Here is a 23,163-nt window from a genome sequence, read left to right on the forward strand (position 1 = left end):
GATCGGCAGGAGCAACCGAATGGAACAGTCAGGCACTTCGTCCCTCTTGCAGGGCGCGGTGCAGGAACTGGCTACCGGCGTGGCCTCCGCCCTTCGGGGCGGGGGCCACCGCCGGATGACCGGTGACGCACTGGTGGCAGGGACCGAGGAGGGCATCGCGGTCGCGGCCGTGCGGGTACTGGGAGCCGACCTGCTGCTGCCGCACCTCCTCTTCCGCACCCCGCCCGCCCCCGAGGACCTCGCCGCGTTCCGCGAGGCCGTCGGGTCCTACCCGCCCCGGGCCGGCGTCGCCCCCACCGTCCAGTGGAGCCACTGGGCCATGCGGCGCACACTGCGGCGGCTCACCGTTTCCCCCGGCGGCCCGGACGCCGACGCCCGGGACGCGGAACCCGACGCCGTCTGGCTCGACGACGCCACCTGGCAGACCCTGACGCACCAGCTGTCGGTGCTGGCCCCCCTCGCCGTGCCCGGCGAGGACTGCGCCGTGGCCCGCGCGGCCCGGCGCCGGCCGGTCGACGTCGCCCGGGGTTTCGTCCGGGCGGTACGCCGCAGGGACTGGAGGCAGGCGGCCGGCGCGGGCCGCTGGCTGTCCCTGCTCGACGGGGTGCCCGACACGCTGGGCCTGGAGGCCGGGCTGGACTTCGTGGAGCTGATGGGCGGCGGCGATCCGCGGGTCGTACTCCAAGTGCGGGCGGCCCGGTTGATGCGGGTCGAAGCGCTCGTGGGCCGGCCGTGAACACCGGGGAGATCCGCGAGGTGGCGGAAGGGGCGCTCGCCTGGGTGTCCGCGCACCGTGACGGCTTCGCGCTGGGTGACGACGCGCTCGCCGCCGACGGAGAGGTGGACCGCACCTGGAAGCCGCTGGGCGAGCTCGCCCAGGTGTGTGCCACGGTGACGCGGCGCACCCCCTCGGCGGACCCGCTCCACACCCGCGCGTCCGACCTGCTGGCGTTCGCCTGGCGGCAGACCGGGCGGGGCGAGCTGTTCCTCCGGATGCAGCACGAGGAGCCCTTCGCGACCTATCCCCTGGAGGTGTACGCGGCCTTCGCCGCGGCGGGCCTGCGCCACCCCGGCTACGAGGCGTCCGCCGCCAAGGTGGCCCGCACCCGCAGCTGGCGGCTCACCGAGCAGGACCCCACCCGCCGGCTGGGCGTGCTCGCCGCCGAGCGGCGCAGTCACCTCGACGGGCATCCGCCCGCCGGGCGGACCGAGCACGCCCTGCGCAGGACATGGCTGGGCGGACTGCCCGAACCGTGGACCTTCGAAGTCCCCTCCGGATACGCGCTCACCCACGTGGTCTTCCACCTCACCGACTGGGGCCGCGCCGACCGGGGCGTACCACCGGACCTCGCGGCCTACCTGTCGCAGTGGCTGCCCCCCTGGCTCGACACCTGCGGGGAGGCCCGGATGTGGGACCTGACCTGCGAGCTGCTCGCCGTGGCGGCGAGCGTGCCGGGTCCGGACGCGGCGGCCGGGTCCCGGGACGTACAGGAGGCGTGGCGCCGGATCGCGGCGGCCCAGGACGGCACGGGCGGGCTTCCCGAGGTGGGCGGAGCCGGGGCAGGCCGGGCCGGCGCGTCCGGTGGCGGCGACACCACGGCGGATTCCGGCGAGGACTTCACCTTCACCTACCACTCCACCCTGATGGCCGCCTTCGCCGCGACCCTGACCATCGGGCACCCCGGCACGGCCCGGACGGGCGGTGCCCGGCCGGACGCCCTCGACGGCCGCGCCCGGCGCCCGGCGCCGGCACGGTACCCGCACGGCGGACAAGGAGCGCTCGGATGACCGACACGCGTCTGATGCACACCGTCGGGGTCCGCGCCATGGAATGGCTGTGGGCCCACCGCGACGGTTTCCGGCTGGAACCCGACGTGGACCCCGAAATAGGGTTCCTGGAGCGTTTCAAACCGGTCGGTGAACTGGCCCTGATCTGCAAGGTGCTGCTCCGCGAGGGAGTGGCCGGAGCACGCCAGGCCCAGCTGGCCCGGCAACTGGTCGACCACATCTGGCGGGAGACGCTGGACGGCGGCCGCATGCTGGTGCGCGGGCAGCGGACGGAACCCCTCTCGCCCATCCCGGCCGAGGTGTACCTGCCCTACAAGGAGCTCGGCTACAGCCAGCCCGAGGTGGAGCGGGCCACCGTCCTCAACCACCGCCTCGACAGCTGGCTCTTCTTCGACGCGACGCCGACCCGGCGGCTCGGGCTCTCCGCGTTCCAGCGCCGCTTCGGCCTGCGCCCCGTGCAGCCGCCCGAGGCCGAGGCGCTGGCCCTGACCTGGCTGGAGCACACGCCCGAGCCGTGGACGGTGGAGGGCCGCATCGGGTACGACATCACCCACACGGTCTTCCACCTCACCGACTGGGGGGAGAACCCGGACGGGCTGCCGCCCCGCCTCGCCGACTACCTCGCCACCTGGCTGCCGGCCTGGCTCGACGACTGGCTGGACCTGGAGCGGTGGGACCTGCTCGGCGAACTCCTCGTCGTCGACGCCTGCCTGCCCCGCCCCACCTTCGACGAGCGGGCCTGGGAGGGCTTCGCCGCCGCCCAGCAGCCCGACGGTGCCATGCCTGCCCTGCGGACCATGCCCGACGGCGACCCCGACGAGGTGTTCGACGTCGTCTACCACCCGACGCTGGTCGCCGCCTTCGCCTCGGCGCTGGCCACCTCCCGCGCCTTCAGCGAACTGACACGGGCTGCCTCATGACGGTGCCCGCCGCACCCTGGCCGGGCGACCCGCCCGACGACGGCGGCGTCGGCACCGCTCCGGCGCCGGACGCGGACGAGGAGGCACACCTGCGAGAGCGGCTCGCCGCCGTCGCCGACGCCGCCGACGCCCCCGACGTCGTCCTCGCCCTCTCCCGGCACGGCCGCCGCGTCGTCCACAGCGGCGGCACCGCACCACCCCCCGAGGTCCCCAGGCCGGACCTGCGCTACGAGATCGGATCAAGCAGCAAGACGTTCACCGGGCTGCTGCTGGCCCAGCTGATCCGGCGCGGCGTGCTCACCGGGGGCGAGCCGGCCGCCGCCTGCCTGGACCCCGGCCGGCCCACCGGCCCGGACCCGGTCACGCTCGCCCACCTCGTCACCCACACCGCCGGACTGCCCGCCCTCCCGCGCGACTTCCTCCCCCGGACCCTGCCCGCCTGGCGCACCAACCCCTACGCCCGCTACCCGGCCGCCCGCGTGACCGACGCCTTCCTGCGCCACCGCCCCCGCCACCGCCCCGGCACGCGCTGGGGCTACTCCAACTTCGGCGTCGCCGTGCTCGGCCACGCCGTCGCGGCGGTCACCGGCACCCCCTGGGAGGACCTGCTCACCGCGCACGTCCTGCGCCCGCTCGGCCTCGGCGGCACGGCCCTCGCCGCCGAGGACCCCAAAACCGACGCGACCGGGCACCGCAAGGACGGCCGCACGGCCGTCCCGCCCTTCGACGCGGGCGGCTTCCAGGCGGCGGGAGCCGTCCGGGCCACCCCGCTGGACCTGCTCGGCTTCCTCGAAGCACACCTGCGCCCGTCCGGCTCACCCCTGGCCGGTGCCCTGCGGGCGGTGCGCACCCCCGTGATCCGGCGCGGGACCGGGCACCGGCACGTGCACACGGTGGCGTGGTTCCGGCACCCCACCGACGGCGGGCCGATGTACTTCCACTCCGGTGCCACCCTGGGACAGCAGGCGTTCCTGGGCTTCCGGCCCGACACCGGCACGGCCCTGGCCGCGGTGTGCACCCGCCGGGTCCGCGGCGGCGCCCGCGACCCGTTCCTGTCCGGCGCCTACGCGCTGCTCGCCGAGGGGTGACCGAGGGGAGCCGGCCGGGCCCGCGGTGGTATGGGAGCACCGCCCCGCACCACCGCGGGACACCTACAGCCGCTGCCACAGGGCGGGCGTGCCGTCGGGCGCCCAGGCGCCCTGCGCCTGGTGGTCCTGCAGGCACTGGTAGCGGGCGCCGCCGTGCGTCACGGTGGTCCCGGCCTCGTAGACCCGGCCCGCCGCCCACGCGTCGGCCGCCGCGCCGCTGTGCGGAGCGGACGGCGCGGCCTGGGCGGACGCGGTCTTCAGGGTGAGGCCGAAGTCGCCGAGCAGCGGATTGACGGGCTGGTAGTACGTGGTGCCGCCGCTCGTGCAGTCACCGGAGCCGCCGGAGGTGACGCCCTGCGCCTGGACGCCGGTGACGAACGGGCCGCCGGAGTCGCCGGGTTCGGCGCACACCGTCGTCTCGGTCAGCCCGTCGACGGTGCCCTGCGCGTAGCTGACGCTCGTGTCGTGCTGCTCGATGGTGCCGCAGCGCCAGCCGGTGGTGGAGCCCGAGCGGCACACCGACGCCCCGACGAGCGCCTGGACCGAGCCGGCGACCTGCACCTTCCGGCCCCCTGCCGCCTTGACGTCCGGCGTGGCGGTCCAGGCGCTGTTGACGCCGACCCAGGCCATGTCCTTGCCGGGGAAGACGGAGCCCTGGAACGTGCCCTGGGCCACCTGGTTGTAGCCGGTCGTCCTCGCGCCGGGCCTGCCGCAGTGGCCGGCCGTGGCGAAGCCCTGCTGCTGGCCCTTGGTGACGGAGAAGCCGACGGAGCAGCGGGCCTTGTCGTCGATGTAGTACGGGTCGCCGCCGACGACGTCGTCCAGCACCCGCGGCCGGTTCGCCGACACCCGGACGCCCACGTCCCCGTCCTTCAGGCCGGCCTCCCGCACGAACGCCGCCGCGGCCGGCTCGCTCACGGCCTGGACGACGACCCGGTTCGTCCGCACGTCGATGTACCAGACCGGGGTGTCGGGGGTCTGGACGCGCCGGGCGGTGGAGTCCAGCCGCGCCTTGACGGCCCGCAGCCTGCTCAGCCCCCGGCCGACGACCGCCGCCTTCGCGCCCTGCGCCTCGATGGCGGGCACGTCCGCGGCGTCGGTGGTGGCGACGGTGAGCTCGGCGGAGGTCGCGCCGCTCACCCAGGCACCGGCGAAGTGCTCGCCCAGCGTGTTGCGCAGCAGGCCCGCGCGGGTGCCCGCCTCCGCCTCGTTGACCAGCCGGGCGGCGGCCTGCTGCGGCGTCAGCTTCAGGTCGCGCTGCAGCGCGCGCAGCAGCTGTGCGGGGGGCCGGTCGGCGCCGAGCGTCCGGGCGGCGCCGGGCAGGGGGCCCGGCGCGGGCGGCGGCGCGGCGGACGCGGCGGCGGGGGCGGCGGTCAGGACGAGGGCGCCGAGGGCGGTCAGGGCGGCGGCGCGGCGCCGGCCCGTGGCATGTCTGCCGACCATGCGAAGCAACTCCTTCTCCATGAGGGTGAGACTGCGGCGAGGTCCTAGGGGCCTTGCCGCAATGGCCCGGACCGATGCCCGCGACGGCCGTCTTTCGCGCTTTGGGGGACGCCGGGGGGTGCCATGTGCAGTACGCCGGTCACGCGGGCACACGGCGGTGCCGCACGGGCCGCCGGCCTGGCTCACGCGGGCATACGACGGTGCCGCACGAACCGCCGGCCCGGCTCATGCGGGCTTCAGACCGGGGGAACCCGCCTCGGTGACGAAGGACGCGGCCGTGGTGACGGGGGCACCGGGCGTGGTGACGGCGGACACCGTCCGGAAGTCGATCCGGGCCGCCTCCTGGTCGAACGCGACCCGCACGTAGCCGCGCTTGCCGTTGTAGAACTTCAGGTGCGGGTTGGCCTTCATGTACGTGTCCCAGTTGGCGGGTTTCTCCACGCCGTCCTTGCCGCTGGCCACGGAGGTGGAGGTGATCTCCGTGCCGAGGGTCTTCGACTGCGGGTCGTCGAAGTCCTCCTTGATGTCGAAGGCGTAGGCCACGTGCACGTCGCCGGTGAGGACCATCCAGTTGTCGACGCCGGCCGCCTTCGCCCCGGCGACGATCCGGTCGCGTGAGGCCCGGTAGCCGTCCCAGGCGTCCATGGACATGCTGGCGTCGGCGGTCACGTCGAACTTGCGCTGCGAGAAGCACACCTGCTGCGGCATCACGTTCCACAGCGCGTTCGAAGCCCGCCAGCCGTCGATCAGCCAGCGCTCCTGCGCGTCCCCGGTCATGGTGCGCGCGGGGTCGTCCGATTCAGGCCCCGGCGGATGCGGCCGGTCGGCGTAGGCCTGGTCGGAGCGGTACTGGCGGGTGTCGAGGATGTCGAACTGGGCGAGCGTGCCCCAGTGGAGGCGGCGGTACAGCTGCGCGTCGGGCCCCTGGGGCAGCTGTGCGGCGCGCAGTGGCTGGTTCTCCCAGTACGCGCGGTAGGCGGCGGCCCGGCGCACCAGGAACTCCTGCGGCGGGACCCCGTTCTCGGGGATGCTGCCGGCGTAGTTGTTCTCGGTCTCGTGGTCGTCCCAGGCGACGACGAACGGGTGCGCGGCGTGGGCGGCCTTCAGGTCGGGGTCGCTCTTGTAGAGGGAGTAGCGCAGCCGGTAGTCCGCGAGGGTCATCGTCTCGCGGTTGAACACGTCCGGGAGCGTGCGGTCGGTGTACCGGCGCTCGCCGCCGACGGAGTTCACGGCGTACTCGTACAGGTAGTCGCCGAGGTGGAAGACGACGTCGACGTCGTCCTCGGCGAGGTGCCGCAGGGGCGTGTAGTAGCCGTCCTGGTAGGCCTGGCAGGCGACGGCGGCCAGACGGAGCGTGGACGTGCCGTCACCGGCCTCCGGCGCGGTGAGGGTGCGGCCCGCCGGGCTGATCCAGGACCCGGTGCGGAAGCGGTAGTAGTACGAGGTGCCCGGCTCCAGTCCCCTGACGTCGACGTGCACGCTGTGGGCGTACTCCGGATGGGCCTCGGCGGTGCCCCGCTGGGCGACGAGGGCGAAGTACTCGTCCTCGGCCACCTCCCACTCCACGGTGACGCGCTGCTCGCCCAGCCCGCCGTCCGCCTCGAACGGCTCGGGGGCCAGCCGCGTCCACAGCACCACGGAGTCGGGCAGGGGGTCGCCCGAGGCGACACCGAGGGTGAACGGGTCCTTGTTGATCCGGGCCGCTTCGAGCCGGGGGGCGGCGACGGCGCCCCGGGCCGGCAGGTTGGTGGTGAAGGCGAGCGCGGCGGTCGCCGCGGTGACGGTGAGGAAGCGCCGGCGTCCGAGGTGCCGGGCGGCCGCGCGCAGGACGGCGTCGTGCGGGGAGAAGGCGTGCTCGGCCAGTGCTCTGTGACGGCCCGTGGGCGCCATCTGGTGTCCTCTCGTACGGGGCAGGACGCGGATCATGCATGCTAAGCAGACAAAATGCCTAAATCCGTCATGGCGTGCGGGATGATCACACAAGAGGCGGTACGGGCGAGGGAACCCGCCGGGGTTCGTCCCCGGCCGCGTGTGGGTGCCGTCCCCGGAGGGCACCCGGGCCGCGGGGGCGAAGGGGCAGGCGAAGACGGGGAAGAGAGGGCGGTCGCGGAACCGATGGCCAGGACACGGCGCTACGAGGTGGCGGCCTCCCGTCGCTGGTGGGACGAGGAGGACGGGCGCTGGCTGCCCGCCGGGGAGGTGCACGCCTGGGAGCAGGGCATGAACCAGACCGTGTGCGGCCTGGCGTTGCACCGCTCGCAGCTGTCCCGCTTCCCCGCCGTCCCCTGGACCGAGATCCTGCCCGAGACGGGCGGCGCCGCCGACGCCGTCCAGCGGGTCTGCCCGCGCTGCGCCGCCGCCGCGGGCCGCCGCGACCCGGGCGCCCGCCGGTCCTGGCGGCGCACCAACCCCCGGCCCTGAGGCGCGGGACCGGCGGACGGGCCCTCCGTGAGCACATGACGGCACCGCCGGACGTCCTGGTGGCCGGCGCCGGCCCACCGGTCTCGCGCTCGCCGTCCCATCCCGCCCGCGCGCCGGCCCGCCCCGACGGGCACCTCGGGCATGCCGCCCGCGGCACCGGCGCGGGCGGGCGTGCGCGTACGCGGCCCGTCGGCCGCCTACCGGCCGGCCGGGTCCCCCGGAAGCGGGCCGCGGCTGACACGGATCTTGGACTGGCCGTGCGGGCGGGTCTCCCAGTCCTCCATGAACCGCGCGTGCAGCCCGTGCTTGCGGGCCAGCGCGAGGAGGGTGTCGGTGCGGTAGTAGAAGTCCTCGCGCAGCACCTGGTGCTCGGTCCCCTCGGTGCGGTCGAAGGTGAAGTCGAAGAACCCGGTGCCGGTCAGGACGCGGCCGACGTGGGCGAGGCACTCTTCGATGACGTGCAGCGGCGAGTGGGAGAAGACGCTGTGGGCGTGCACGACGTCGAAGTGGCCGTCGGGCAGGAAGTCCAGCGTCAGGTCGCCGGTGATGGTCAGGTGCGGCAGCTTGTCCTGGAGCCCGCGCTCGGTGAGGGTCTTCTTGGCGGCCACCAGGATGTCCGGCGAGATGTCGATGCCGTAGTAGTTCCCGGCGTCGAGGTGGTCGATGAAGCGCCAGCCGCCACGCAGGTTGCCGCAGCCTATGTCGAGCATCCGGTGCTCGGGGCGCAGCCCGTGCTCGATCAGGTAGTCGAACTGCATCCGCCCGAGCGCCAGCCAGCGGTCGTGGGTCCGGCTGCCGACGGCGGCCTCGGGGTTGCGGCGGGTGTCGGAGGCCATCACGGCCCGGTAGTAGCCGATGTGGTCGGGGTGCTTGAGGCGGAGCCAGGCGTCGCGGCCGGCGCGGCGGAGGTAGGGGCCGACCCGGTCGGGGTGGCGCAGCGCGTACCCGACCTTGTGGGTGAGCGCGGCGCGGTTGCTGCGCAGCTTCTTCGGGGACTTTGCGTCCTGGGGCATGACGGAACGACCTCCGTGCGAGGGACGGGAAACAAAGGGACGGGAAACGACGGGAAACAAGGGGGAGCGCGCCGGGGCGCGGGTCAGACGCGGCGGCGCAGCAGCAGCACCGTGACGGCGGTGAGCGCGAGGGCGAGACCGCCGAGGACGGCGGTGTCGGTCCACTGGAAGGCCCAGTAGTCGCCGGCCGGGCTGGCCTCGTAGAACCGGGCGACGTAGCCGTGGTGCGTCATGCACTCCCGCAGCTCCGCGCCGGAGGGGAAGGGGCAGTTCAGGACGTCGTCGCGGCGGCCGGAGGCGGTGATCAGGCCGTAGCGGCCGGTGGACCACTTGTCGCCCATGGGCGGCTTGGGCTGCCAGCCGGAGCTGACGTAGCGGTGCGGCGGCACCAGCAGGCGGGAGCGGTGCAGCCACTGCACCAGGGCGGTCGCCGCCGCCGTCACCAGGATCGTCCAGGCCATCGCCGACAGCACCCGGCGCACCAGCAGGCCGGCGAGGGTGCCGGCGGCCAGGCCGAACAGCGCGGCGGCGACCGTGCCGGGGCCGGAGCCGGTGAGGGCGGTGGCCTCGTACCAGAAGAGGCCGTAGCTGCGGTTGGCGGCCGGCTCCCACCACCAGTGGAACAGCAGCGCGAGGCCGCCGGAGACCGTCACCGTGCCCGCCGCGGCCAGCGCGAACCGGGTGGTGAACCACTCCGTCCGGCTCACCCCCTGGGACAGGACCATCCGGTGCGTGCCCAGTTCCCGGTCGCGGCCCAGCAGCGGGGCGCCCCAGAACATGCCGATGAGGACGGGCAGGACGATGTTGAAGCCGCCGAGCAGCTTCAGCGGCTCGACGTCCAGGAACAGGGGGGCGGGGCTGTCGGGGCGGGTGCAGTACAGCGGGCCCGGGGCGCAGTGGTCGAACAGCCCGCTGCGCAGGTCGTCGAGGATGCCCGAGCGGTAGGAGGCGGCGAGCACGGCGGCGACCGCCAGGACGGCGGCGCCGCAGGCGAACAGCGCCCGCTGCTGGCGCCAGGCCAGCCACAACGAGCCCTTCACGCCGCCTCCCCGGGGTGCTCGGGGTGCTCGGCGTGCTCGGCGCCGCCGGACCGGAGGTGACCGAGCAGGATCTCCTCCAGGCTGGGCCGTTCGACGTGCCAGTCGCCGCCGAGCGGGCCGCGCGGCCGGACCAGCGCGGTCAGCTGCCGGCCGTGCGTCCGGCGGTGCACCACGGTGTGCCCGCGCAGCGCGGACGCCTGGTCGGCGCGCCCCGTCACCAGGACGTGCTCCTCGCGGAGCACGTCGGCGTCCTCGTTCAGCGCGACGCGGCCGTCGCGCAGCAGCAGCACCCGGTCGCAGGTCTGCTCCAGCTCCGGCAGGACGTGCGAGGACAGCACGATGCTCACCTCGCGGTCGGCCGCCTCGGCCATCAGCGCCGCCATGATCTCGCCCCGCACCACGGGGTCGACGTCGGCGAGCGGTTCGTCCAGCAGCAGCAGGTCGGGCCGCTTGCCGAGGGCGAGGGCGAGCGCGACGCGGGTGCGCTGCCCCGGGGACAGCTCGCCCACGCGGGCGGCCGGGGCGATGCCGCCCTCGCGCACGACGCGCTCGGCGGCCTCCTGGTCCCACACGGAGTTCAGCCTGCCGCCCATGCGCAGGGTGTCCGCCACGGAGAAGCGGGGATAGAGCGGCTTGTCCTGGGTGAGCAGGGAGACGCGGGCGCGGGCCGTGGCCGTGCCCGGCACGGTGTCCAGGACCCGGATCTCCCCGTGTGTGGGGCGCAGCAGCCCGCCGGCCAGGTGCAGCAGTGTGCTCTTGCCCGCGCCGTTGCGTCCGACGAGGGCGATGATGCGGCCCCTCGGCACCGTGACGTCGCAGTCCCGCAGGGCCCAGCCTCCGCGCGCCCGGTACCGGTGGGCGAGTCCCGTGGCGCGCAGCGCTGCGGACTCCTCAGGCCCGGTCATGCGTCCTCCTGTCTCCGTCCCCGGTCACCGGGGTCGTGCTCGTGTTGCTCGTGGTGCTGGTGTTTCTGGTGTCGCTCATGTCGCCGGCCCTGCTCCCGCTGTTCGTGTGCGTCGAGGGCGGCGGTGACCAGGGCCAGGACGTCGTCCCGTTCGAGCCCGGCCTGGCGGGCCCGCGCGATCCACTCGGCCAGGTCCGTGCGCAGGGAGTCGTCCTCCGCGCCGGGCCGCGCCAGCGACCGCGTCACGAAGGTGCCCAGGCCGCGCCGCGACTGGACCAGGCCGGCCTGCTCCAGGTCGCGGTAGGCCCGGAACACGGTGTTGGGGTTGATGGCGGTGGCCGCCACGACCTCGCGGGCCGTCGGTAGCTTGTCCCCGACCCGCAGAACGCCCATCCGCAGGGCCTGTTCGGTCTGCCGCACGATCTGCACGTAGGCCGGGATGCCGCTCTGCCGGTCGATCCGGTACTCGACCACGTCACCTTCCATGCTTTCATTAATTGATTAGTACAAGCATGAAGAGGGGAGGCGCGGATGTCAACCAGCGCCGGGCCGAGGGAACACCGGGGGAGCGGGACCGGCCCCCGCGCGGGGCGAACGATCCGGCGGAGCGGGCGTACGGCGGCGCGGCGCGACGCGTCCGGGATGCGGCCCCCGCCCTCCCGGACGGAGCGGCCCCTGCCGCCCCGTGGGGAAAGGGACCGGGGCGGCGCTCCGCTCCCGCCCGGAGGGGAGGAGGGGACCGCGGGCGTGTCCGCCCGCCGGACGACGGCCTGGGCCGTCACCGCCGCCGCCCTGACCCTCGCGGCCGTCGCCCAGCACCTGCTGCTCGTCCTCGGCCTGGGCGGTGTGCTGCCCGGCTGGCAGCCGTGGCCCTTCCTGCTGGGCGCGGCCCCCGCCTGGTGGCTGGCCCGCCCCCACCGCCGTACCGGGCTTCCCCGCCTCTGCCGAACGGCCGTGCGCGGGCTGCGCCGGGTGCCCGGAGGGGCGTACTGCGCCGCCGTCCTGCTGCTGGCGGCGGCCGTCTGGGCCGTCCTCCAGGACCACGAGCCGTACCTGGGGCACGAGGAGGCGGTGTACGCGAACAAGGCCCGCGCCTGGGCCGACGGCACGCCCGACGCGGGCTGGGGCCCCTACCGCCCCATCGGCCTGCCCGCGCTGGGCCGCCTGGCGCTGGCCGTCCACGACGGCGTGGGGGCGCTGCGCGCCGTGGCGCTGCTGCTGACGCTGTTCACCCTCACCGTGACCTACCTCGTCGCCGCCCGCTGGACGACGCCGCGCCGGGCCGCGCTGGTGACGCTGCTGGTCCTCGGCGGCCTCGGATTCCTGCGCCGCGTACCGGAGTTCCTCAACGACATCGGCACCACCGGCCTGCTCCTGGCGGTCGTGTTCCTCCTCGTCCGCGCCCAGGAACGGCCCGGCTCCCGGGCGCTGCCCGCCGCGGCCCTCGTCGCCCTCGCCGCGTTCCACCTGCGCTACGGAAGCCTCGGCAACCTGCTGGCGATCGCCCTCGCCGCCCTGGTCGCCTACGGCCCCCGCGCCTGGCTGGCCCAGGGGCGCCGGCTCGCCGTCGCGGCCGGGGTGTTCGCCATCGGCCTCGTCCCGCACCTCGTCCACGCCACCCAGGTCACCGGCTCGCCCCTCGGCCTGATCTTCTGGGCGACCTCCCAGGCCAACCGCGCCTACGTCGGCGACGGCCTCGTCTACTACGCCGCGATCTTCCCCTACCGCCTGGCCGGGGACCTGGGCGCCGTGGTCATGACGGCCGGGCTGCTGTCGGCCGCCTCCGCCGCACGGCGCCGCATACGTGCCCGGCGGGCCGGGCGGGCCGAGACGGACCCGCGCCTGGCGCGGCGGGTGTTCCTCGGCGCGACGGCCGTCCTCGTCTTCGTCGTCCTCGGCGTGGTGACGGACGGCGAGCCCCGCTTCGTCTATCTGCCGGTCGTCCTCCTCACCATCCTCGGCGTCGAGGCGATACCGCGGTACGCCGGGCGCCACAGCGCGCCCGTCCTCGCCGTGACCGGGGCGCTCGCCGCCCTGACCGTTGCGGGCACCGCCCAGGTGGTGGCCCACGGCGCGATGCCCGGCCCCACCGCCCTCGCCCGCTCCACCGTGCCCGTCGCCGAGCGGCTCTCCGCCACCGGCCCCTGTCTCCTCGTCACCGGCTACGAACCGGAGGCGGGCTGGTACTCCGGCTGCGACGCCGTCACCTACGCCCGGTACCGGACCATGACGCCACGGCCGGGCACCACGGTGCGCCTGGTCCTCTTCGAGCACGGCCGGCTCCAGCCGTCCGGAGCGGAGCTGCGCCGGCTGACCGGCGGCCGGCACGTCCGTACGCGCACGATCCCCACCCACGGCTCCCTGGGCACCGCCACCGTGCTCACCCTGCCGCCGGCGCGCGGCCCCTACCGGGGCTGAGAGCCCCGGACGGAAGGGGCGCCCGGCACGCACGCTCGCCGCGTCGCCGAAACGCCCACGTGGCTCCGCCACGAGGGCGCTTCGGCGCCTTGCGCTCGCACGCACCGGGCGCCGCGAGCCGATCGGACTCCCCTTCTGCCCGGGGCTCCGAGAGCCCCGTGATGGGATGGGTGGCTCCACGCGGCGGCCCGGACACCGCCCCGGCGCCCCCGTACGCCCGACACCCCTGACGGAGGACACGCGTGACACACTCCACCCCGCCGGTCACCCTCGACGACGTCCGCGACGCCGCCGCCCGCCTGAAGGGCGTCGCCCACCGCACCCCCGTCCTGCGCTCCCGGACCCTGGACGCGCTCGCCGGCGCCGAGACCCTCCTCAAGTGCGAGAACTTCCAGCGCGTCGGCGCCTTCAAGTTCCGCGGCGCCTACCACGCGGTCTCCCGCCTCACGCCCGCACAGCTCGCCCGGGGCGTCGCCGCCTACTCCTCCGGCAACCACGCCCAGGCCGTCGCGCTCGCCGCCCGCGAACTCGGCACCACCGCGGTGATCGTCATGCCCGAGGACGCCCCGCCGTCCAAGCGGGACGCCACCGCCGCCTACGGCGCCGAGATCGTCACCTACGACCGCTACACCGGCGACCGCGTGGCCCTCGCAGAAGCCCTGGCCGCCGAGCGCGGCCTGGCCCTGATCCCGCCCTACGAGCACCCGCACGTCATCGCCGGGCAGGGCACCGCCGCGCTCGAACTCGTCGAGGAGACGGGGGAGGTGGACGCGCTGATCGCGCCCGTCGGCGGTGGCGGGCTGATCGCCGGAAGCGCCACCGCGGTCAAGGGACTGCACCCGGCGACCCGGGTGATCGGCGTCGAGCCCGAGGCCGGCGACGACACCAAGCGGTCCCTGGAGGCGGGCCGGCGCGTCGCCATCGAGGTCCCGCACACCATCGCCGACGGCCAGGCCCTGCACACCCCCGGGGAGCTGACCTTCTCGCTCAACCGGCGGCTGCTCGACGAGGTCGTCCTCGTCTCCGACGACGAGATCCGGCACGCGATGCGATTCGCGTTCGAACGGCTGAAGATCGTCCTCGAACCCAGTGGCGCCACCCCGCTGGCCGCCCTGCTCACCGGCCGCGCGGGCCGCCTCCCGCGCCGCGTCGGCGTGATCCTCTCCGGCGGCAACATCGACGCCGGCCGCTTCGCCCGGCTGTGCGGCACCGGCGGCTGACACCGCCCGGGCGTCACCCGAATGGCGGTCCCGGCTTGACGGACGGACGATGAAGTGGTGAGGCCGACCCCGCCGATGCCGCCCGTCGAGGATGCCGTGGCAGACGGAGACCGGCCCCGGCCCGGCCGCGGACGGACGCGGCCGGGAAACCGGAAAGATCCAGGAGACTCCGGGGAATTCCGGGGAGTTCCGGGAAAAGGAGGAGCGTCATGTTCGAGGTCAAGACGCTCGACAAGCCCGACGAGCGGCGCGACTTCCCCCGAGGCCACCTCGAAGCCGTCCACCTCACGGGGCTCGACTTCGCCGTGGCCACGTTCGAACCCGGCTGGCGCTGGTCGGAGTCGGTCGGGCCGATCGCGGGCACCGACAGCTGCCGGATCCACCACAACGGCTATGTCGTCCAGGGACGGCTGCGCATCCGCATGGACGACGGTGCCGAGGGCGAGGTGGGCCCGGGCGACGTCTTCGTGTGCGCGCCCGGACACGACGCCTGGGTCGTGGGCGACGAGCAGTGCGTCGTCTACGACTTCGCGGGCGCCATGGCCCAGGAGTACGCGAAGGCCGGGTAGCGGCACGGCCCCGGACGCCTTCCGGGGCCCGGACACACCGTCTCCGTACGCGGCGGGCGTACGAGCGGCCCGCCCGGCCGCCGCACACCGCCGCCACCCGTGGCCGGCCCGCACCGCGGAACCCTCCGCGGTGCGGGCCGGCCGCACTCAAGCCGCCACCGCGACCGCCGTCACCGCCGGGGTCCGCGGCACCCGCCGGGCCGTCGCCAGGCTCGTGCCCGGCGTCACCGCCACGGCCACGGACACCACCGCCGCCCGGATGCCGAACACCCACCCCGGCAGCACGCCGTCGGCGCGTCAGGTCACCAGCACGACCTCCAGCGTCCGCGGCCCGTGCACCCCCTCCACCCGGTCCAGCTCGATGTCGCTGGTCGCCGACGGGCCGGAGATCCAGGTCAGCGGGCGCACCGGATCGAGGCGTTCCAGGGCCCGGGGCACGGAGGAGACGACCTGGTCCGGGACCCGCACCACGCAGATGTGGTGGTCGGGGATGAGCGTGATCCGGCGGCGGCCCTGGTCCGGTCCGCCGTCCAGCACGATCGTGCCGGTCTCGGCGATCGCCACCGCGCACCCGGTGATCACGCTGTCGACCCGGTCGAGCTCGTACGGGGTGCTCGTGGCGCGGTCGTCGACGCGGGTGGCCTCCACCGCCCGGATCCAGGACGGCGGCAGCCCCGGCGGGACGAGCACGCTGCGCGAGCCGCGCTCGGCCATGAGCCGCGCGAGCAGGTCCGGCAGCTCCCCGTCCGCGCAGCGGTGCACGACCGCCCGGTAGTCCGCCAGGTTCTCGGCGAGCAGCTCCACCGTCTCCCCGGCGCTCCGCTCACCGTGCTCGCGCAGATAGCCGCGCACGACCGCCCGCTCGTACCAGGGGTCCCTCCCGGGCCGTTCGGGTACGGGGGGAGCGTCGTCGCGCGGGACGTCGGCGAGGGCGCGCCGTACCCGGCCCAGGATCCGTTCCCTGCTGCTCACTTGGCGTCGTCCTTTCCACCGCGCGTGCGCTGCCACCAGTCGCGGAACGGTTCCGCGGGAAGTGCCGGGAGGTCTCGGCTGCCGGTCCAGGCCCGGCCCGGTCCGGGCAGCGTCCGCGGATGGAAGCGGCGGGTGCGCGACGCCAGCCGCTGGCCCGTGCGCAGCACTCCCGGATGCGTGAACGCCCACTGCGCCGCCCGCATCGCCGCCCGCTCGGCGGCGTGCCCCTTCGCCGGCTTGAGGACGACCTTGTTGCCCCGCCGCATCGCCGCCCCGCCCTGCACCACCCGCTCCCGCAGGTGCACCAGCACCTCCGGGATGTCGATGGCGACCGGGCACACCTCGTAGCAGGCGCCGCAGAGCGAGGACGCGTAGGGGAGGGAGGCGTCGATCTCGCTGCCCGTGCCCCGCAGCTGCGGGCTGAGGATGGCGCCGATCGGCCCCGGGTAGACCGAGCCGTAGGCGTGGCCGCCGGCCCGCTCGTACACCGGGCACACGTTCAGGCAGGCCGAGCAGCGGATGCAGCGCAGCGCCTGGCGGCCGACCTCGTCGGCGAGGGTGTCGGTGCGGCCGTTGTCGAGGAGGACCAGGTGGAAGGTCCGCGGTCCGTCCCCGTCCGTGGTGCCGGTCCAGGTGGACGTGTACGGGTTCATCCGCTCGGCCGTGGAGGAACGGGGCAGGGTCTGGAGGAACACCTCCAGGTCCCGCCAGGTGGGCACCACCTTCTCGATGCCGACGACGGAGATCAGCGTCTCGGGCAGGGTCAGGCACATCCGCCCGTTGCCCTCGGACTCCACGACCACCAGCGTGCCGGTCTCGGCGACGACGAAGTTCGCGCCGGAGATGCCGACCTTGGCGCGCAGGAACTTCTCCCGCAGGTGCAGCCGCGCCGCCTCCGCCAGTTCGGCGGGCGTGTCGGTGAGGCCCTTTGGTGCCGGGCGGCCCCACGCGCCCATCTCGCGGGCGAAGATGTCCCGGATCTCCCCGCGGTTGCGGTGGATGGCGGGGACGAGGATGTGCGAGGGCCGGTCCTTGCCCAGCTGCACGATCAGCTCGGCCAGATCGGTCTCGTAGGCGCGGATGCCCGCGGCCTCGAGGGCCTCGTTGAGGCCGATCTCCTGCGTGGCCATCGACTTGACCTTGACGACCTCGGTCTCGCCGGTCTCCTTGACCAGATCGGTCACGATCCGGTTGGCCTCGTCGGCGTCGGCGGCCCAGTGCATGGTGCCGCCCGCCGCCGTCACCGCCTCCTCCACCTGTACCAGGTAGCGGTCCAGGTGCCGCAGCGTGTGGTCCTTGATCTGCTTTCCGGCCTCGCGCAGCGCGGCCCAGTCGGAGACCTCCGTGACGGCCTTGGCCCGCTTGGCGCGGATGGTGTGCGTGGCGTGGCGCAGATTGCCGCGCAGGGTCCGGTCGCGCACGGCGGTCCGCGCCGCCCGCGGAAAGGCCGGCATCCCCAGGTACGTGCCGCTCATCCGGCCGCCCCCTCCTCTTCCTCCGTGCTCGCCAGGATCTCCGCGATGTGCACCGGCCGCATGCCGACCCGCAGCCGGGACATCGTCCCGCCGAGGTGCATCAGGCAGGAGTTGTCCGCCGCGCACAGCACCTCGGCGCCCGTCGACTCCGCGTTGCGCACCTTGTCCGTCCCCATCGCCGCCGACACGTCGGCGTTCTTCACCGCGAAGGTGCCGCCGAACCCGCAGCACTCCTCGGCACCCGGCAGCTCGACCAGCTCCAGCCCCTTCACGGCCCGCAGCAGCCGCAGCGGCCGCTCGCCCAGGCCCAGGGAGCGCAGCCCGTGACAGGTCGGGTGGTACGTCACCGTGTGCGGGTAGTACGCCCCGACGTCCGTCACCCCCAGCACGTCCACCAGGAACTCCGTCAGCTCGTACGTCTTCGGCACCACCGGCGCCACGGTGGCCGCGAGCGCCTCCCCGCGGCCCTCGGCCCGCGCCCGCTCGCCCATGCGCGGATACAGCTCCCGCACCATCGCCCCGCACGACCCCGACGGCGTCACGATCGCCTCGTACTCCCCGAACACCTCGGCGAAGTGCCGCGCCAGCGGCTCCGCCTCGTGCCGGTACCCGGTGTTGTAGTGCGCCTGCCCGCAGCAGGTCTGGGCCGTGGGGAAGTCCACCTCGACGCCCAGCCGGGTCAGCAGTCTCACCACCGCGCGGCCGGTGTCCGGATAGAGCGTGTCGTTGACGCAGGTCAGGAACAGGGCGACACGCATCGCGGCTCCTCGTGGGTCGATCATCGGACGTTCGCAGGGTAATCGGCGGGCCGGGACCGGGACAGACCCCGGTCCCCGGTCGGCGCGTCGGTGCTCACCGGCCGGTGAGCCGGGCCTCGGCCGCCCGCCAGCGCGCCGTGCCGCCGCGCGGCTCGTACCGGGTCAGCGGCTGGGTGCGGACGAGCAGTTCACGCATCCCGGCCAGGTCGCCGGCGATCCCGTGCGCCCGGGCCTGGACGAGGACGTTGCCGAGGGCGGCGGCCTCGGCCGGGCCCGCCACCACCGGCAGCCCGCAGGCGTCCGCGGTCAGCTGGCACAGCAGGGCGTTGCGGGTGCCGCCGCCCACGACGTGCACCACGTCGACCGGATGCCCGGCGAGCCGCTGGGCGTCCTCGACGGCCCTGCGGTGGGCCAGGGCGAGGGAGTCGAGGATGCAGCGCGTCACCTCGGCGGGCGAGGCGGGCACCGGCTGCCCCGAGGCGCGGCACGCCTGCCCGATCCGCTCCGGCATCCGGCCCGGCGCGAGGAACGCCGCGTCGCCCGCGTCCACCACCGACCGCAGCGCCGGCACCTTGGCCGCCTGGCGCAGCAGCCCGCCCAGGTCCGTCCCGCCCCAGGCGCGCACGCACTCCTGGAGCAGCCACAGCCCCATGATGTTGCGCAGGTAGCGGACCGTGCCGTCCAGCCCCAGCTCGTTGGTGAAGTTGGCGGCGCGGCTCTCCTCCGTCAGCACCGGCGCGGTCAGCTCCAGACCGGCCAGCGACCAGGTGCCGGTGCAGATGTACGCGAACCGCTCGCCCGTGGCGGGGACGGCGGCCACCGCGGAGGCGGTGTCGTGCGAGGCGACCGCCGTCACCGGCACCGGCCCGGTCAGCCCCGTCTCCTCCAGGACGTCCCCGCGCAGCAGGCCCGCCGGGTCGCCGGGCCGCCGCAGCGGCGCGAACAGGCCGAGGTCGATGCCGAGCCGGTCCGCGACGCCGTACGCCCAGTCCCGGGTGCGCGGGTCGATCAGCTGGGTGGTGGAGGCGTTGGTCAGCTCCGTGCCCTGCTCGCCCGTCAGCCAGTACGTCAGCAGGTCCGGTATCAGCAGCAGGCGCCGCGCCTGGGCGAGCTGGGCGGTGGAGCGGGCGGCGGTCAGCTGGTACAGGGTGTTGAAGGGCGCGTACTGCACCCCGGTCGCCGCGTACAGCTCCTCGGCCGGCACGGTCGTCCACACCTTCTCCGCGACGCCCTCGGTGCGGCCGTCGCGGTAGTGCACGGGGTTGCCGAGCAGCGCCCCGTCCGCGTCGAGCAGGCCGTAGTCCACCGCCCAGCTGTCGATGCCGACGGAGTCGATCCGGCCGTCGCACAGCGCCCCGGCCGCCCGCAGCCCCTCCAGGACCCCCGCGTACAGCGCGAGGACGTCCCAGCGCAGCCCCTCGGGCACCCGCACCGGCCGGTTGGGGAAGCGGTGCGCCTCGGTCAGCTCCAGGGTGTCGGGGCCGGCGCGGCCGGCCATGACGCGCCCGCTGGACGCGCCGAGGTCGACCGCGGCGTACGACTTCACGCGGGCGCTCACCGCAGGAAGGCGGCGGCGACGCCGGCGTCGACCGGGACGTGCAGGCCGGTGGTGTGGGTCAGGTCGCCGCCGGTCAGCGCGAACACGGCGTTCGCCACGTGCTCCGGCAGCACCTCGCGCTTCAGCAGGGTCCGCTGCGCGTAGAACTCGCCCAGCTTCTCCTCCGGCACCCCGTACACGGCCGCCCGCTGCGCGCCCCAGCCGCTCGCGAAGATCCCGGAGCCGCGTACGACACCGTCCGGGTTGACGCCGTTGACGCGGATGCCGTGCTCGCCCAGCTCGGCGGCGAGCAGCCGCACCTGGTGGGCCTGGTCGGCCTTGGTGGCGGAGTAGGCGATGTTGTTCGGGCCCGCGAACACGGCGTTCTTGGAGGCGATGTAGACGATGTCGCCGCCCAGCCCCTGCGCGATCATCACGCGGGCCGCCTCGCGGGAGACGAGGAAGGAGCCGCGGGCCATGATGTCGTGCTGGAGGTCCCAGTCCTTCGCCGTCGTCTCCAGCAGCGGCTTGGACAGGGAGATGCCCGCGTTGTTCACCACCAGGTCGACGCCGCCGAAGGCCAGCACCGCGGCCCGGAACGCCTCGGCGATCTGCTCCTCGGAGGTCACGTCCACGGTCACCGCGACGGCCTTGTCCGGGCCGCCCAGCTCCTCGGCGACGGCCGCCGCGCTCTCGCCGTTCAGGTCGGCCACGACGACGCACGCGCCCTCGGCCGCCAGCCGGTGCGCGATCGCCTTCCCGATGCCGCTGCCCGCGCCCGTCACCAGCGCCACCCGCGTGGCCAGCGGCTTCGGCTTCGGCATCCGACGGAGCTTGGCCTCCTCCAGCGCCCAGTACTCGATGCGGAACTTCTCCGCCTCCTCGATCGGGGCGTACGTGGAGACCGCCTCCGCGCCGCGCATCACGTTGATGGCGTTGACGTAGAACTCGCCGGCCACCCGCGCGGTCTGCTTGTCCTTGCCGAAGCTGAACATGCCGACGCCGGGGACGAGGACGATCGCCGGGTCGGCGCCGCGCATCGCGGGGGAGTCCGGCTCGGCGTGCCGGTGGTAGTAGGCGGCGTACTCCTCGCGGTAGGCGGCGTGCAGCTCCTTCAGCCGGGCGACGGTCTCGTCCAGCGGGGCCGTCGGCGGCAGGTCCAGGACGAGCGGGCGGACCTTGGTGCGCAGGAAGTGGTCGGGGCAGGAGGTGCCGAGCGCGGCCAGCCGCGGGTGCTCGGCGCGGGAGACGAAGTCCAGCACCACGCCGGAGTCGGTGAAGTGGCCGACCTGCGGCCGGTCCTGGGAGGCGAGCGCCCGCACGTACGGCGCCAGCGCCGCCGCCCGCGCCCGCCGCCCGTCCTCGGGCAGCGGCTCGTACCCCTCGATCACCGGCCCGAACGGCTCCGGGCGGCCCCGCTCGGCGAGGAACCTCTCGGCGGTGCGGATGATGTGCAGCGAGTTGCGCTCGCACTCCTCGGAGGTGGCCCCCCACGCCGTGATGCCGTGCCCGCCCAGGACGCAGCCGATCGCCTGCGGGTTGGCCTCCTTCACCGCCGCGATGTCCAGGCCCAGCTGGAAACCGGGCCGCCGCCACGGCACCCACACCACCGTGTCGCCGAAGCACTCGGCGGTCAGCTTCTCCCCGTCGGCCGCGCAGGCCAGCGCGATCCCGGAGTCGGGGTGGAGGTGGTCGACGTGCGCCGCCTCGACCAGGCCGTGCATCGCGGTGTCGATGGAGGGGGCCGCGCCGCCCTTGCCGTGCAGGCAGTAGTCGAACGCGGCGACCATCTCGTCCTCGCGCTCGACGCCCGGGTAGACGTCCTTCAGCGCCCGCAGCCGGTCCAGCCGCAGGACGGCCAGGCCCGCCTCGGTCAGCGTGCCGAGGTCGCCGCCGGAGCCCTTGACCCACATCAGCTCCACGTCGCCGCCGGTGACGGGGTCGGTGGCGGTGCCCTTCGCGGAGGCGTTGCCCCCGGCGTAGTTGGTGTTGCGGGGGTCGGCGCCGAGCCGGTGGGAGCGGGCGAGGAGAGCGGCGGCTTCGGGGTGGGGTGTCATGTCTGCTCAGTCCTTCTCGAAGGAGGGGGAGGGAAGCGCCCTGTCAGGGGTGCGGGGCTGGTTCGGGGCGCGGCTTCGCCGCGTGGGTGTGTTGCCGCGCGGGCGCGTGGGCGCGACCGGCCGGGTCCGCCCGTGCCGGGCCGGGTCCGCCCGTGTCCGGTCGTGTCCGGCCCGCGGTCCGAGGTCCGAGGTCCGTGAATACGCGAATACGTGAATACGCGAATACGCGAATACGTGAATACGCGAATACGCGGACGACACGACACGACACGGATGGCGCGGACGGCACGGGCGCCGCGGACCCGGCGGGCGCCTACGCCCCCCACCCGGCCTGCCGGCCGCCGACCCGCTCGGCCACGATCTTCTCCGCCCAGCCGGACCGGCGGTAGGCGGCGAGGGGGTCGGGGTCCAGCCCCATCTCCTCCCGCACCTCCCGCAGCAGCGGGCGCACGTCCGTGTCGTACGCGTCCATCAGCACGGCGTTGGCCTCCAGCACGTCCCCCGCCCGCTGCGCCGCGGCCAGCGCCTCCCGGTCCACCAGCAGCGCCTTCGCCGTGGCCTCCTGCACGTTCATCACCGAGCGGATGATCGCCGGGATCTTGGCCTCGATGTTGTGGCACTGGTCGAGCATGAACGCGACCCCGGGCGTGAACCCGCCGCCGCGCACCACCTCGTACATGATCCGGAAGAGCTGGAACGGGTCGGCGGCCCCGACCATCAGGTCGTCGTCCGCGTAGAACCGCGAGTTGAAGTCGAACCCGCCGAGCCTGCCCGCCCGCAGCAGGGTCGCCACGATGAACTCGATGTTCGTGCCGGGCGCGTGGTGCCCGGTGTCGACCACGACCTGCGCCTTGGGGCCGAGCGTGAGGCAGTGGGCGTAGGCCGTGCCCCAGTCCGGCACGTCGGTCGTGTAGAAGGACGGCTCGAACAGCTTGTACTCCAGCAGCATCCGCTGCCCGTCGCCGAGCCGCCCGTACACCTCGGCCAGCGCCTCGGCCAGCCGGTCCTGCCGCGCGCGGATGTCGTCCTGCCCGGGGTAGTTGGTGCCGTCGGCGAACCACAGCTTCAGGTCCCGCGACCCGGTCGCGTCCATGATGTCGACGCACTCCAGCAGGTGGTCCACCGCCTTGCGGCGCACCGCCGCGTCCGGGTGGCAGACGCTGCCCAGCTTGTAGGCGTCGTCCTGGAAGGTGTTGGAGTTGATCGCCCCCACCCTCACTCCGCGCTCCTCGGCGTGCCCGGCCAGGGCGGCGTAGTCGTCGACCCTGTCCCACGGGATGTGCAGGGCCACGGTCGGGGCGACGCCGGTGAACTCGTGCACCTTCGCGGCGTCGTCCAGCTTCTCGAACGGGGTGCGCGGCACGCCCGCCTGCGTGAACACCTTGAAACGGGTGCCCGAGTTCCCGTACGCCCACGACGGCGTCTCGACGGCCTGGGTCTTCAGCGCGGCCTTCACCGCGGCGAGCTCGGTCACTGGGGGCTCCTGTGGCATCGGGTCGCCGTGACCACGGGCACGGCGACGGGAACAAGCGGGGAACGA

Annotated in this window: 20 protein-coding genes and 1 pseudogene; 8 read left to right on the plus strand and 13 right to left on the minus strand. The window is 74.6% G+C overall.

Translation table 11 applies throughout. From position 1 onward, the window contains the following. Positions 1–19: 19 nt before the first annotated feature. Genes ABZ340_RS25155 through ABZ340_RS25170 form a run of 4 tightly spaced genes read left to right on the plus strand, consistent with a single transcriptional unit; the run spans position 20 to position 3,796 of the window. On the plus strand, positions 20–736 hold the full coding sequence (locus ABZ340_RS25155; RefSeq protein WP_358784084.1) for a hypothetical protein: 717 nt from the start codon (positions 20–22) through the stop codon (positions 734–736). Further along, positions 733–1,788: a hypothetical protein gene (locus tag ABZ340_RS25160; RefSeq protein ID WP_358784085.1), complete on the plus strand. Its 1,056-nt coding sequence runs from the start codon at positions 733–735 to the stop codon at positions 1,786–1,788. The genes ABZ340_RS25155 and ABZ340_RS25160 overlap by 4 nt, the downstream gene beginning before the upstream one ends. Next, on the plus strand, positions 1,785–2,708 hold the full coding sequence (locus ABZ340_RS25165) for a hypothetical protein (RefSeq protein ID WP_358784086.1): 924 nt from the start codon (positions 1,785–1,787) through the stop codon (positions 2,706–2,708). The genes ABZ340_RS25160 and ABZ340_RS25165 overlap by 4 nt, the downstream gene beginning before the upstream one ends. After that, the gene (locus tag ABZ340_RS25170; protein ID WP_358784087.1) at positions 2,705–3,796 is read left to right on the plus strand and encodes a serine hydrolase domain-containing protein; all 1,092 of its coding nucleotides are present in this window, start codon (positions 2,705–2,707) and stop codon (positions 3,794–3,796) included. The genes ABZ340_RS25165 and ABZ340_RS25170 overlap by 4 nt, the downstream gene beginning before the upstream one ends. Before the next feature lie 63 nt (positions 3,797–3,859). Here ABZ340_RS25170 and ABZ340_RS25175 read toward each other — a convergent pair whose 3' ends face one another. Together ABZ340_RS25175 and ABZ340_RS25180 are read right to left on the minus strand one after the other, a co-directional pair. After that, entirely contained in the window at positions 3,860–5,239 is a 1,380-nt protein-coding gene (locus tag ABZ340_RS25175; RefSeq protein ID WP_358784088.1) for an alpha-lytic protease prodomain-containing protein, read from the minus strand. Between the two features lie 225 nt (positions 5,240–5,464). Then, positions 5,465–7,129 (minus strand): alkaline phosphatase D family protein, encoded by a 1,665-nt coding sequence (locus tag ABZ340_RS25180; protein ID WP_358784089.1) that lies wholly within the window; start codon positions 7,127–7,129, stop codon positions 5,465–5,467. A 225-nt stretch (positions 7,130–7,354) separates the two neighbouring features. On the opposite strand from ABZ340_RS25180, the gene ABZ340_RS25185 reads away from it, so the two are divergent. Beyond that, positions 7,355–7,660 (plus strand): hypothetical protein, encoded by a 306-nt coding sequence (locus tag ABZ340_RS25185; RefSeq protein ID WP_358784090.1) that lies wholly within the window; start codon positions 7,355–7,357, stop codon positions 7,658–7,660. A 197-nt stretch (positions 7,661–7,857) separates the two neighbouring features. Here the strand turns inward: ABZ340_RS25185 and ABZ340_RS25190 are convergent, their stop codons facing one another. The 4 genes from ABZ340_RS25190 to ABZ340_RS25205 form a co-directional block, all read right to left on the minus strand. Then, a complete protein-coding gene (locus tag ABZ340_RS25190) occupies positions 7,858–8,673 on the minus strand; it encodes a class I SAM-dependent methyltransferase (protein WP_358784091.1) in 816 nt (271 codons plus the stop codon). An 83-nt stretch (positions 8,674–8,756) separates the two neighbouring features. Further along, on the minus strand, positions 8,757–9,713 hold the full coding sequence (locus tag ABZ340_RS25195) for a transporter (protein ID WP_358784092.1): 957 nt from the start codon (positions 9,711–9,713) through the stop codon (positions 8,757–8,759). Beyond that, a complete protein-coding gene (locus ABZ340_RS25200; RefSeq protein ID WP_358784093.1) occupies positions 9,710–10,618 on the minus strand; it encodes an ABC transporter ATP-binding protein in 909 nt (302 codons plus the stop codon). Before ABZ340_RS25200 ends, ABZ340_RS25195 begins: the two co-directional genes overlap by 4 nt. Continuing rightward, positions 10,615–11,103 (minus strand): GntR family transcriptional regulator, encoded by a 489-nt coding sequence (locus ABZ340_RS25205; RefSeq protein WP_358784094.1) that lies wholly within the window; start codon positions 11,101–11,103, stop codon positions 10,615–10,617. Before ABZ340_RS25205 ends, ABZ340_RS25200 begins: the two co-directional genes overlap by 4 nt. 261 nt (positions 11,104–11,364) lie before the next feature. Between ABZ340_RS25205 and ABZ340_RS25210 the strand changes: the two genes are divergently transcribed. From ABZ340_RS25210 to ABZ340_RS25220, 3 genes are all read left to right on the plus strand, one after another. Further along, on the plus strand, positions 11,365–13,035 hold the full coding sequence (locus tag ABZ340_RS25210) for a glycosyltransferase (RefSeq protein ID WP_358784095.1): 1,671 nt from the start codon (positions 11,365–11,367) through the stop codon (positions 13,033–13,035). A gap of 242 nt (positions 13,036–13,277) precedes the next feature. Beyond that, entirely contained in the window at positions 13,278–14,255 is a 978-nt protein-coding gene (locus ABZ340_RS25215; RefSeq protein ID WP_358784096.1) for a pyridoxal-phosphate dependent enzyme, read from the plus strand. Between the two features lie 209 nt (positions 14,256–14,464). Beyond that, positions 14,465–14,824: a cupin domain-containing protein gene (locus ABZ340_RS25220; RefSeq protein WP_358784097.1), complete on the plus strand. Its 360-nt coding sequence runs from the start codon at positions 14,465–14,467 to the stop codon at positions 14,822–14,824. A 147-nt stretch (positions 14,825–14,971) separates the two neighbouring features. Here ABZ340_RS25220 and ABZ340_RS25225 read toward each other — a convergent pair. From ABZ340_RS25225 to rhaI, 7 genes and pseudogenes are all read right to left on the minus strand, one after another. Further along, positions 14,972–15,121, minus strand: a pseudogene (locus ABZ340_RS25225) (ABC transporter permease); the annotation flags it as partial. After that, the gene (locus ABZ340_RS25230) at positions 15,122–15,796 is read right to left on the minus strand and encodes an LUD domain-containing protein (RefSeq protein ID WP_358784098.1); all 675 of its coding nucleotides are present in this window, start codon (positions 15,794–15,796) and stop codon (positions 15,122–15,124) included. Next, positions 15,793–17,271 carry a LutB/LldF family L-lactate oxidation iron-sulfur protein gene (locus ABZ340_RS25235; RefSeq protein ID WP_358784099.1) on the minus strand — a complete coding sequence of 493 codons (1,479 nt, stop codon included), beginning with the start codon at positions 17,269–17,271 and terminating at the stop codon, positions 15,793–15,795. Before ABZ340_RS25235 ends, ABZ340_RS25230 begins: the two co-directional genes overlap by 4 nt. Continuing rightward, on the minus strand, positions 17,268–18,029 hold the full coding sequence (locus ABZ340_RS25240; protein WP_358784100.1) for a (Fe-S)-binding protein: 762 nt from the start codon (positions 18,027–18,029) through the stop codon (positions 17,268–17,270). Before ABZ340_RS25240 ends, ABZ340_RS25235 begins: the two co-directional genes overlap by 4 nt. A gap of 94 nt (positions 18,030–18,123) precedes the next feature. Then, positions 18,124–19,587: a rhamnulokinase family protein gene (locus ABZ340_RS25245; protein WP_358784101.1), complete on the minus strand. Its 1,464-nt coding sequence runs from the start codon at positions 19,585–19,587 to the stop codon at positions 18,124–18,126. Then, positions 19,584–21,623, minus strand: coding sequence for a bifunctional aldolase/short-chain dehydrogenase (locus tag ABZ340_RS25250; RefSeq protein ID WP_358784102.1), 2,040 nt, complete (start codon positions 21,621–21,623; stop codon positions 19,584–19,586). Before ABZ340_RS25250 ends, ABZ340_RS25245 begins: the two co-directional genes overlap by 4 nt. A gap of 313 nt (positions 21,624–21,936) precedes the next feature. Continuing rightward, the gene (rhaI, locus tag ABZ340_RS25255) at positions 21,937–23,097 is read right to left on the minus strand and encodes an L-rhamnose isomerase (protein WP_358784103.1); all 1,161 of its coding nucleotides are present in this window, start codon (positions 23,095–23,097) and stop codon (positions 21,937–21,939) included. Between the last annotated feature and the right edge of the window lie 66 nt (positions 23,098–23,163).

The sequence above is a fragment of the Streptomyces sp. NPDC006134 genome, from assembly GCF_040628835.1.
Classification (GTDB): Bacteria; Actinomycetota; Actinomycetes; order Streptomycetales; family Streptomycetaceae; genus Streptomyces.

Bases quoted from the DNA above. Each gene is read 5' to 3' on its own strand.
- ABZ340_RS25155 (WP_358784084.1), top strand. From the start codon at position 20: ATGGAACAGTCAGGCACTTCGTCCCTCTTGCAGGGCGCGGTGCAGGAA.
- ABZ340_RS25165 (WP_358784086.1), top strand. From the start codon at position 1,785: ATGACCGACACGCGTCTGATGCACACCGTCGGGGTCCGCGCCATGGAA.
- ABZ340_RS25170 (WP_358784087.1), top strand. From the start codon at position 2,705: ATGACGGTGCCCGCCGCACCCTGGCCGGGCGACCCGCCCGACGACGGC.
- ABZ340_RS25175 (WP_358784088.1), bottom strand. From the start codon at position 5,239: ATGGTCGGCAGACATGCCACGGGCCGGCGCCGCGCCGCCGCCCTGACC.
- ABZ340_RS25180 (WP_358784089.1), bottom strand. From the start codon at position 7,129: ATGGCGCCCACGGGCCGTCACAGAGCACTGGCCGAGCACGCCTTCTCC.
- ABZ340_RS25185 (WP_358784090.1), top strand. From the start codon at position 7,355: ATGGCCAGGACACGGCGCTACGAGGTGGCGGCCTCCCGTCGCTGGTGG.
- ABZ340_RS25190 (WP_358784091.1), bottom strand. From the start codon at position 8,673: ATGCCCCAGGACGCAAAGTCCCCGAAGAAGCTGCGCAGCAACCGCGCC.
- ABZ340_RS25200 (WP_358784093.1), bottom strand. From the start codon at position 10,618: ATGACCGGGCCTGAGGAGTCCGCAGCGCTGCGCGCCACGGGACTCGCC.
- ABZ340_RS25205 (WP_358784094.1), bottom strand. From the start codon at position 11,103: ATGGAAGGTGACGTGGTCGAGTACCGGATCGACCGGCAGAGCGGCATC.
- ABZ340_RS25220 (WP_358784097.1), top strand. From the start codon at position 14,465: ATGTTCGAGGTCAAGACGCTCGACAAGCCCGACGAGCGGCGCGACTTC.
- ABZ340_RS25235 (WP_358784099.1), bottom strand. From the start codon at position 17,271: ATGAGCGGCACGTACCTGGGGATGCCGGCCTTTCCGCGGGCGGCGCGG.
- ABZ340_RS25240 (WP_358784100.1), bottom strand. From the start codon at position 18,029: ATGCGTGTCGCCCTGTTCCTGACCTGCGTCAACGACACGCTCTATCCG.
- ABZ340_RS25250 (WP_358784102.1), bottom strand. From the start codon at position 21,623: ATGACACCCCACCCCGAAGCCGCCGCTCTCCTCGCCCGCTCCCACCGG.